We start from the raw sequence: 9,986 nt of genomic DNA, 5'->3' as shown, positions 1-9,986 counted from the left end.
GTCGATGCCGGTGGCGCCGGCGAGCATCGTGTGCACCAGGCGCTCGTGGCCGGGTACGTCGATGAAGCCGATGCGCTCTCCGTCGGTAACGTCGAGGAAGGCGTAGCCGAGTTCGATGGAGATGCCGCGGGCCTTCTCCTCGGGCAGGCGGTCGGTGTCGACGCCGGTGAGCGCGCGCACCAGCGTGGTCTTGCCGTGGTCGATGTGGCCTGCGGTGCCGACGATCATCAGCCGAGCCTCGCGCGCAGTGCGGGCAGTTGCGTGGTGAGGTCTGCGCCGTCTTCGAGGCAGCGCAGGTCGAGCAGCAGGCGGTCGTCGGCGATGCGGCCGATCACCGGCTGTGGCAGGCTGCGCAGGGCGGTGGCCAGCGCATCAAGCGCGGTGCCGATGCCCTTCTTCGACGTGCCCGCCGGTGCGAATGCCAAACCTGCCGAAGGCAGCCGCTCGACAGGCAGCGAGCCGGAGCCGATCTGGCCTTGCAGCGCCACCACGTCGGCCGTGAAGCGCGGCGCCACCGCCTCGGCCACCTCGGGCAGCAGGGCCTGGGCGAGCGAGCGGATGGCCGCAAGCGGCCGGGTGAGCAGGCGCAGCGTGGGCAGGTCGTGCGCCAGCCGCTCGGGCCGCAGGTAGAGCTGCAGCGTGGCCTCCAGCGCGGCCAGCGGGAGCTTGCTCACGCGCAGCGCACGCTTCATCGGGTAGGTGCGAATGCGACCCACGGCCGTCTTGCTGCCGACGATGAGCCCCGCCTGCGGGCCGCCCAGCAGCTTGTCGCCGGAGAAGGTGACCACGTCGCAGCCGGCGGCCAGCATCTCCTGCGGCAGTGGCTCGCGCGGCAGGCCATAGGCGGCCAGGTCAACCAGCGAACCACTGCCGAGGTCGGTGGCCAGCGGTACGCCGTGTGCATGCGAGATGCCGGCAAGGGTGGCCTCGTCGACCGCGGCCGTGAAGCCCTGCACCGCATAGTTGCTGGTATGCACCTTCATCACGAGCGCGGTGCGCTCGTTGATGGCGAGCTCGTAGTCGCGCGCATGGGTGCGGTTGGTCGTGCCCACCTCGACCATGCGCGCGCCGGCGCTGGCCATCACGTCGGGCATGCGGAAGGCACCACCGATCTCGACCAGTTCGCCGCGCGAGACGACCACCTCGTTGCGATCCGGCTGCGCATGCGCCAGCGCGGCGATGGTGAGCAGCACCGCGGCCGCGTTGTTGTTGACGACCGTGGCGGCCTCGGCGCCGGTGAGCGTGCACAGCAGCTCCTCGACGACGCTGTCGCGGTCGCCGCGCCCGCCGGAGCCGAGGTCGTACTCCAGGTTGTTGGGCGCGGACATCACGGCGAGCAGGTGCTGCAGCGCCGCGTCGGCCAGCAGCGCGCGGCCGAGGTTGGTGTGGATCACGGTGCCGGTGAGGTTGAGCACCGGCCGCAGGCGTGGAGCGAGTCGCGCTGCCACGCGCGCATCAAGCGCAACGGCGAGCGCATCGAGCTGGACGCGGCTGCGCACCACCTGCCCGGCCCGCACCTCGGCACGCAACGCATCGAGCAGCGCCCTCGCCTCGCCCGCCACCAGCGTGTGGCCGTGCGTGGCCACCATCGCCTGCACGGCGGGGGCGCGCAGCAGCTTGTCGATGGCGGGCAGGTCCTGGGGCTGGGCCTTGTCTTGCGCCGACCCCGAACCGTGAACCACGGATTCGTCGGTCGCGGCCATCAGCCGCCTCCGCCGTCGGGTGGGCTGTCGTCGGGCTCGCCGAAGATCAGCATCAGGTTCACGCCGTGGCGCTGGAAGCCAGCCTCGGAGACGAGCAGGTCGAGCGTGACCGTGGCCAGGTCATCGGCCGCGGGTTCGACGTTCGGGTCGCGCTCCATGTGCACGATCTTGAGGTAGTGGCCGCACTCGTCGCAAGTCTCGGCCTCGACAGCCTGCTTGGCATCGGGGTTGTCATCGTGGGCGCGCTGCAGCGACTGGTAGTGGATGCCCTTGGTGCTGAGGCAATGCGTGCACTTGATGCGCACCATGTGCCACTGCGTGGCGCACAGCGCGCAGTGCAGGAAGCGGTGGCCGTCGTGTCCGCCGATGCGCGAAATGCTGGCGGTGGGCCGGCTGCCGCAGCAGGGGCAGGCGGTGGCGTCGTCGGTGCGGCCGAAGGGTGCGGGCTGCTGCGGCGTGCGCGCGGCCTCGGTGGCCAGCACGAGGTGCGTCCAGTGCACCTGCAGGGCGGCAGCCACCAGCGGTGCGGCGGCCAGGTCCAGGCCCAGCATCACGCCGTTGAGCAGGCGGTCGGCCTGCTGCTCCAGCCACGTTGCGTCGGCATCGCGCAAGGCGGCCACGGCGGCCTGAGCGGGGCTGCCGGCCAAGCGCGGCAGCAGCCTGTCCACGAGATCGCGGAACAGCCCCAGCCAGGCGGCGTCGCGCGGCCAGGTTTCCGCCGCCAAGGGCGGCCGGCCGGCACGCGAGGCAGCGTCGAGCGCCTCGCGATCGGGCAAGGGCACGGCCGGGTGCAGCTGCAGCAACGCGTGCTGCACATGGGCCAACTCGGCGGCGAAGAGCAGGAAGTCGCGCATCGCGTGGCCGCTTGCGCGCTGGCGCAGGCGCATCTCGCGCTCGGCGAACAGCGTGCTGCGCTCGGGCAGGCGCAGGTAAGGCACCTGCTGCCCGGCCTGGACGGCGATTTCTTCCGGTGAGAGCAGTCGGGTGGTGGTGCTCAGGGTCATCTCGCCTCGTGGTGGCGCTCACCGCTGACCTCGCCATGCCACAGCGGGTGATTGCGGCGCGCCCAATGTTCGCTCACGGTACCGCGCATCATGGCCCGCAGAGTGCCTTTGACCCAGATCGCGGCATAGACATGCACGATCACGCTGAGGATGAGCACCACCGCCGACACGGCATGCACGACGACAGCAACACGCCGCAGCGGGATCGCGAAGTAATCGGCGAACCACGGCTGCCAGAAGACGAAGCCAGTGACGAAGAGCAGCAGCAGGCTCACGGCAAAGGCCCAGAACACGAGCTTCTGGCCGGCGTTGTACTTGCCCACCGGCGGCATGGCGCCCTCGTCGCCCGTCTTGATGAGCTGCGGTGCCGCCTTCATCCATTCGCGGTCGCGCGGGCTCCAGATGTTGTCGCGCCAGACCCGGGCGTAAAGCCCCACGAAGCCCAGCACCATCAGCACGCCAAAGAAGGGGTGCAGGATGCGCGTCCAGGTACCGCCACCGAAGAGCAGCGTGAAGAAGTACAGCGCAGGGTGGAAGAAGGCCAGGCCCGACAGCCCGGCGCAGAGAAAGAGCAAGGCCACCGCCCAGTGGTTCATGCGGGTGCTGTCGGTGTAGCGCTGGTAGAAGCGTGTCGTCATGGCGGCTCCTTCAAGCGTCTTCACGCTCACGGGCATCGGCGTCGGCATCCGACGGGCCCACCTTGGCGTAGTGGAAGAAGCCAGCCACCACCGCGCCGATCATCGCGGCCAGCGCCAGCGGCTTGGCCGCACCCTTCCACAGCGAGACCCACGGGCTGATGCTCGGGTTGGCCGGCAGGCCGTGGTACAGCTCGGGCTTGTCGGCGTGCTGCAGCACGTAGACCACGTGCGTGCCGCCCACGCCGGGCGGGTCGTACACGCCGGCCTGAGCGTAGCCGCGCTCCTTGAGGTCGGCCACGCGCACGGCGCCGTACTCCAGCATGTCTTCCTTGCTGCCGAAGCGGATGGCGCCCGTGGGGCAGGCCTTCACGCAGGCCGGCTCCAGGCCCACGCCCACGCGGTCGGAGCACAGCGTGCACTTGTAGGCCTTGTTGTCCTTCTTGCTGATGCGCGGCACGTCAAAGGGGCAGCCGGTGACGCAGTTGCCGCAGCCGATGCAGTTCTCTTCGATGAAGTCGACGATGCCGTTCGTGTACTTCACGATCGCACCCGGCGCCGGGCAGGCCTTCAGGCAGCCCGGGTCTTCGCAGTGCATGCAGCCGTCCTTGCGGATCAGCCATTCGAGCTTCATCTCTTCCGTCTGCGTCTTGGTCTGGACCTCGGAGAAGCGCATCACCGTCCACGACTGGTCGGACAGGTCAGCCGGGTTGTCGTACACGCCCACGTTGTGGCCCACGGTGTCGCGCAGGTCGTTCCATTGCATGCACGCCACCTGGCAGGCCTTGCAGCCGATGCAGCTGGGCACGTCGATGAGCTTGGCGACTTCAAGTGTGGTGCGCGCCTGGGGGCTGGGCGTCGTCGTCGCCGAGCGCGCTGCGATGTCAAGCGATTGCAGTGATGACATGGTCAGGCCTCCTGCCGGGCCGCCCCAAAGGAGGCCTGCGCCCCCTCGGGGGGCAGCGAACGAACGTGAGCTTGGGGGTTCATGTTCAGGCTTTCTCGATGTTGACGATGAACGACTTGTACTCAGGCGTCTGGGTGTTGGCGTCGCCCACGAAAGGCGTCAGCGTGTTCACCAGATACCCCCGCTTGGCCACGCCGACGAAGCCCCAGTGATTCGGCAGACCCACCGTGTCGACCTTGCGGCCATCCACGTCCAGCTGCGGGATGCGCTGCGTCACCACCGCCACGCACTTGATGAAGCCGCGGTTGGACGAGACCTTCACCATGTCACCGTTGGCGATGCCCTTGGCCTTGGCCAGCTCCACCCCGATCTCCACGAACTGCTGCGGCTGGATCACCGCCGAGGTCTCGACGTTCTTGGTCCAGTAGTGAAAGTGCTCGGTGAGCCGGTAGCTCGTGGCCACGTAAGGGAAGTCCTTCGGGGTGCCGAGCTTCTCCATGTCGCCCTTGAAGATGCGCGCCGCCGGGTTGGCCCGCGCCTTCGGGTTGTTGGGGTGCATGGGGTTGGTCGCCAGCGGCGACTCGAAGGGCTCGTAGTGCTCGGGCAGCGGGCCTTCGGCCATGCCGGTGGGCGCAAAGAGCCGCGCCACGCCCTCGGCCGTCATGATGAAGGGCTGCACGCGGTCGGCATCGCCGGGGTTGGCATCGGGGCGGATGTCGGGCACGTCGGCCCCGCCCCAGGCGCTGCCACCCCATTGCACCAGCTTGCGCTTGGCATTCCACGGCTTGCCGTCGGGTGCGCTGGAGGCCGCGTTGTACAGGATGCGCCGGTTGGCCGGCCAGGCCCAGGCCCAGGCCAGCGTCTGGCCAATGCCCCAGGGGTCGCTGTTGTCGCGGCGGGCCATTTGGTTGCCGGCCTGCGTCCAGGCGCCGGCGTAGATCCAGCAGCCGCAGGCCGTGGAGCCGTCGTCGCGCAGCAGCCCGAAGCCCGAGACCTGCTCGCCCGCCTTGGCCAGCACCTTGGGCGGAGCGTTCGGGTCCTTCGGGTCGGGCGGTGCAAGCACGTCCTTCAGGGCCTTGCCGTTGTATTCCATCGCCAGCTCTTCGGCCGAAGGCGCATGCGGGATCTTGTAGGGCCAGGTGAGGTTGACGATGGGGTCGGGGAAGGCGCCACCGTCCTTCACGTACGCCTGCTTCATGCGATTGAAGAGGTCGGCAATGATCTCCGGGTCACCGCGCGCCTCGCCAGGTGGGTTGGCGCCCTTCCAGTGCCATTGCAGCCAGCGGCCCGAGTTGGTGAGCGAGCCGTCTTCTTCGGCGAAGCAGGTCGAGGGGAAGCGGAAGACGGTGGTCTGGATCTCCTCGCTCTTCACGTCGTTGTATTCGCCGTAGTTGCGCCAGAACTCGGCGGTCTCGGTGTTGAGCGGGTCGATGATGACCAGGAACTTGAGCTTGGACAGGCCGGTGATGATCTTCTTCTTGTCGGGGAAGGAGCCCACCGGGTTGAAACCCTGGCAGATGTAGCCGTTCAGCTTGCCCTGGTTCATCAGCTCGAAGGCCTGCAGCACGTCGTAGACCTTGTCGATCTTGGGCAGGTAGTGGAAGGCCCAGTTGTTCTCGGCGGTCGCTGCGTTGCCCCACCAGGCCTTCTGCAGGCTGACGAAGAACTTGGGGTAGTTCTGCCAGTAGCTCATCTGGTTGGGCCGCAGCGGCTTCGGCGCCCGCGTCTTGTAGTAGGTGTCCAGGTCCTGCTCGGACTCGCGCGCGAGCGAGAGGTAGCCCGGCAGCGAATTGGAGAGCAGCCCCAGGTCGGTCAGGCCCTGGATGTTGCTGTGCCCGCGCAGCGCGTTCATGCCGCCGCCCGGCACGCCGATGTTGCCCAGCAGCAGCTGCACGATGGCCGCGGCGCGGATCATCTCGGAGCCCTGGCTGTGCTGCGTCCAACCCAGCGCGTACATGATGGTCATGGTGCGGCCGGGCACCGCCGTGGTGGCGACCATCTCGCAGACCTTCAGGAACTTGTCCTGCGGCGTGCCGGTGATGCGGCTCACCACCTCGGGCGTGTAGCGCGCGTAGTGCTTCTTCATCACCTGCAGCACGCAGCGCGGGTGCTCCATGGTCGGGTCGACCTTGGCAAAGCCCTTCTCGTCGAGCTCGTAGCCCCAGCTCGCGTTGTTGTAGCTGCGCTTGGTCTCGTCGTAGCCGCTGAAGATGCCGTCCTGGAAGCCGTAAGCCTCGCCCACGATGAAGGGCGCGTTGGTGTAGTTGCGGACGTACTCCAGCTGCAGCTTGTTGTTGCTGATGAGGTAGTTGATGACGCCGCCCAGGAAGGCGATGTCACTGCCCGCGCGGATGGGCGCGTAGTAGTCGGACATGGCAGCCGAGCGCGTGAAGCGCGGGTCGACCACGATCAGCTTGGCCTTGTTGTGGTGCTTGGCCTCGATCACCCACTTGAAGCCGCAGGGGTGGGCCTCGGCGGCATTGCCGCCCATGATGAGCACGAGGTCGGCGTTCTTGATGTCCACCCAGTGGTTGGTCATCGCACCGCGGCCGAACGTCGGGGCCAGACTGGCCACCGTCGGTCCGTGTCAGACGCGCGCCTGGTTGTCGAAGACCAGCATCCCCATCGAGCGCATCGCCTTGTGGGTGATGTAGCCCGTTTCGTTGCTCGAGGCCGAGGCGCAGAGCATGCCGGTGGTCGTCCAGCGGTTCACCATCTGGCCGTTGGCGTTGGTGGCCACGAAGTTCGCGTCGCGGTCAGCCTTCATCAGCTGGGCCAGGCGCGACATGCCTTCGTCCCACGAGACGCGCTTCCATTCCTTGCTGCCGGGCTCACGGATCTCGGGGTACTTGAGCCGGTTGGGGCTGTGCACGAAGTCGAGCAGCCCGGCGCCCTTGGGGCACAGCGTGCCGCGGTTCACCGGGTGGTCGGGGTCGCCCTCGATGTGGATGATGTCGGCCGCGACGTTCTTGGCTTTGTCACCCAGGCTGTACATGATGATCCCGCAACCCACCGAGCAATATGGGCAGGTGTTGCGCGTCTCGGTGGTGCGGGCGAGCTTGAAGTGCCGCGTCTCGGCCAGCGCGGTCGCGGGCGAGAAGCCCAGCGCCACGAGCGTGGATGCGGCCAGCCCTGCGCCGCTCACGCGGAAGAACTGCCTTCGGTTCATGTCCATGGACGAGCCTCCTGTGGCACACGGGTGAGAGAGGAAAGAAGTGGTTTGAACGACGGTGCCGCGGCACGCGCCGGGTCGGGGCGGTCACAGCGAGAGCTGGGAACCCCGTTCATTTCGAGGCCGACGGGCTGGCCGCAGATGCGGCGCCGTCTCCTGCTGTCGGCGCGGGGGCGTTGCCCATGCCTGGGTTGTTGGTCCCTTGGTTCGTCACGACGCCACCAATGGCCGTGGAGCCATCGGCAGGCCCAGCGCCCGAGGACGGCAGGTCTGCAGAGGGAGGCTTGACGGCGTTAGGCGCTGCAGCGCCGCCGCTGCCGGCACTGCCTGGCGCAGCACCGGGCGGGTTTGCGCCCCGATCGCACGCAGCCACCGAGAGCAGCGCCCCCGCAAGTGCGATCACCGAGCCCCAACGACTGCGATGCAGCTTCATCCGACCCCCAACGCGTGATGGCCATGCCGGCGCCCCTGCGGGACAGCCAGATTGCTGATGAATCCGGGTCGCCAAGCGGGTATCCCCACACGGCACCTCGGAACTTACGCCAAAGGTCTGGCGCCCACAATAGGCAAGCTACGGAAGACCGGCGCTTGCTGCGCTGCAGCGCGCCCGGGGTGACGGTGGACCAACGCCAGCCGCGAACCACCGCGGCCCAGCCGCAGGGCGAACGCGCCGGACACAGCCGCTGCGCGTGGGCGACACTCCGTGCATGAACCTTGACGCAATCCTGTCTTCTCTCGGCGGCGGCCTGTTGATCGGCGCCGCAGCGGTGCTGCTCCTGGCCTTGAACGGCCGCGTCGCCGGCGTTGTCGGCATCGCCGCTGGCGCGGTGTTCCAGCCCCGCTCGGCCTGGCGCTGGGCCTTTCTCGGCGGGCTGGTGCTGGGAGCAGGCGCCTTCGTCGCGCTGCACGGCGCACCGGCTCCGCGCGCTGGCGTCGCGCCAGCGCTGCTGGTGATCGCCGGCTTGCTGGTGGGCTACGGCACCTCGCTGTCCAACGGCTGCACCAGCGGACATGGCGTCTGCGGCCTGGCTCGCCTGTCGCCCAGGTCGCTGGTGGCTACCGTGGTGTTCGTGGCCGTCGCCATGCTCACGACCTACGTGATGCGCCACGTGCTGGGTGGTCTGGCATGAGGCCGCTCGCTCAAGCTGCAGGCGGCTTGCTGGCCGGCACCGTGTTCGGCGTCGGCCTGTCCTGGTCGCAAATGACCGACCCGCACAAAGTGCTGGCCTTCCTCGACATCGCTGGTCGCTGGGACGCGAGCCTGCTGTTCGTGATCGGGGGCGCCGTGGCCGTCGCATTTGCCGGCTACCGTCTCGTGTTGCGCCGAAAGGGGCCGCTGTTCGACGACGCCTTTCACCTGAACTTCGAGACCGCCATCGACACGCCACTGCTGGCCGGCGCAGCCCTCTTCGGCATCGGCTGGGGCCTGGCCGGCTACTGCCCCGGGCCGGCGATCGCCTCGCTCGGGTTCGGCAACACCGAGATGCTGTGGTTCCTGCCTGCGCTGGTGGCGGGCATCGCACTGCGGCAGTGGAGCCGCCGCTTGGACAACGCCGCGTACCTCACGGAATAAGGCCAAGGAACCGCCTTGCCTCACCAGACTCACCACACGTTCTTCACCAACCGCAAGGTCGTCTTCCTGCTGGCCCTGTTCTGCTGCCTGCTGTGGGGCAGTTCGTACCCGGCCATCAAGAATGGGTACGCCCTGTTCGGCATTGCATCGGCCGACATCGCCTCCAAGCTGGTATTCGCGGGCTGGCGCTTCCTGTTCGCGGGCGTGCTGCTGATGGTCTATGCCCTCGTCAGCGGCAAGCGCATCGGCGGCTTCTCCGGCCGAACACTGGGCCAGTTCGCCGTGCTCGGCCTGCTGCAGACCACACTGCAGTACGTGTTCTTCTACATCGGGCTGGCCTACACCACCGGCGTCAAGAGCTCGATCATGAATGCCACGGGCACCTTCTTCAGCGTGCTGCTGGCGCACTTCATCTATCACAACGACCGGCTGAGCTACGCGAAGATCCTCGGCTGCGCGGTCGGCTTCGTCGGCGTGATGGTCGTCAACTTCGGCGCCGGTCTGGGTGGCCTGCTGCAATTCGACTTCACGCTGCTTGGAGAAGGCTTTGTCGTCATCGCGGCGTTCGTGCTCGCTGCGGCCAGCATCTACGGCAAGCGCATCTCGGCGGGCATCGACCCGATCGTCATGACGGGCTACCAGTTGATGGTCGGCGGCGCTGTGCTGCTGATCGGCGGTTACGTCACCGGCGGGGAGTTGCATGGCTTCACCCCCGCATCGACCGCGTTGCTCGCGTACATGGTGGTGTTGTCGTCGCTGGCGATCTCGATCTGGAGCCTGCTGCTCAAGTACAACCGCGTCAGCATGATCACCGCGTTCAACTTCATGGTGCCGGTATTCGGCGCCGTGTTGTCGTCGGTGTTCCTCAACGAGAGCATTCTCGAGTGGCGCAACGGTGTTGCGCTGCTGCTCGTCTGCTACGGGATCTGGCTGGTGACCAAGGATCCAGCTGCGTAGCGCATCGCATCAAGTGCAAACCGGCAAAGAAAAAC

The 9,986-nt window shown here is 67.8% G+C and carries 9 protein-coding genes; 3 read left to right on the top strand and 6 right to left on the bottom strand.

Features of this window, described 5'->3' with window-relative positions:
- The 6 genes from VFL64_RS05310 to fdnG form a co-directional block, all read right to left on the bottom strand.
- Nucleotides 1–228: GTP-binding protein (locus VFL64_RS05310; protein ID WP_489539342.1), on the bottom strand; the 228-nt coding region annotated here is incomplete at its 3' end.
- Nucleotides 228–1,703, bottom strand: a complete 1,476-nt coding sequence (gene selA, locus VFL64_RS05305) for an L-seryl-tRNA(Sec) selenium transferase (protein WP_489539341.1) — start codon at nt 1,701–1,703, stop codon at nt 228–230. The genes selA and VFL64_RS05310, both read right to left, overlap by 1 nt.
- Nucleotides 1,703–2,707: a formate dehydrogenase accessory protein FdhE gene (fdhE, locus tag VFL64_RS05300; protein ID WP_489539340.1), complete on the bottom strand. Its 1,005-nt coding sequence runs from the start codon at nt 2,705–2,707 to the stop codon at nt 1,703–1,705. The genes selA and fdhE overlap by 1 nt, the downstream gene beginning before the upstream one ends.
- Entirely contained in the window at nt 2,704–3,345 is a 642-nt protein-coding gene (locus VFL64_RS05295) for a formate dehydrogenase subunit gamma (RefSeq protein ID WP_489539339.1), read from the bottom strand. The genes fdhE and VFL64_RS05295 overlap by 4 nt, the downstream gene beginning before the upstream one ends.
- Nucleotides 3,346–3,355: 10 nt before the next feature.
- Nucleotides 3,356–4,249, bottom strand: coding sequence for a formate dehydrogenase subunit beta (gene fdxH, locus VFL64_RS05290; protein ID WP_489539338.1), 894 nt, complete (start codon nt 4,247–4,249; stop codon nt 3,356–3,358).
- Nucleotides 4,250–4,334: 85 nt separating this feature from the next.
- Nucleotides 4,335–7,424, bottom strand: coding sequence for a formate dehydrogenase-N subunit alpha (gene fdnG, locus VFL64_RS05285; protein WP_489539337.1), 3,090 nt, complete (start codon nt 7,422–7,424; stop codon nt 4,335–4,337).
- A gap of 704 nt (nt 7,425–8,128) precedes the next feature.
- Between fdnG and VFL64_RS05280 the strand changes: the two genes are divergently transcribed.
- From VFL64_RS05280 to VFL64_RS05270, 3 genes are read left to right on the top strand one after another with little or no spacing between them, the layout of a single operon-like run.
- On the top strand, nt 8,129–8,551 hold the full coding sequence (locus VFL64_RS05280; protein ID WP_489539336.1) for a YeeE/YedE family protein: 423 nt from the start codon (nt 8,129–8,131) through the stop codon (nt 8,549–8,551).
- Entirely contained in the window at nt 8,548–8,994 is a 447-nt protein-coding gene (locus VFL64_RS05275; protein WP_489539335.1) for a DUF6691 family protein, read from the top strand. Before VFL64_RS05280 ends, VFL64_RS05275 begins: the two co-directional genes overlap by 4 nt.
- Nucleotides 8,995–9,009: 15 nt before the next feature.
- Nucleotides 9,010–9,951 (top strand): DMT family transporter, encoded by a 942-nt coding sequence (locus VFL64_RS05270; protein WP_489539334.1) that lies wholly within the window; start codon nt 9,010–9,012, stop codon nt 9,949–9,951.
- Nucleotides 9,952–9,986: the final 35 nt, after the last annotated feature.

The sequence above is a fragment of the Rhizobacter sp. genome, from assembly GCF_035702065.1.
Lineage (GTDB): Bacteria > Pseudomonadota > Gammaproteobacteria > Burkholderiales > Burkholderiaceae_C > Rhizobacter.
Note: the sequence above shows the minus strand (reverse complement) of the source record. Positions and strands in the feature narration are given on the sequence as shown.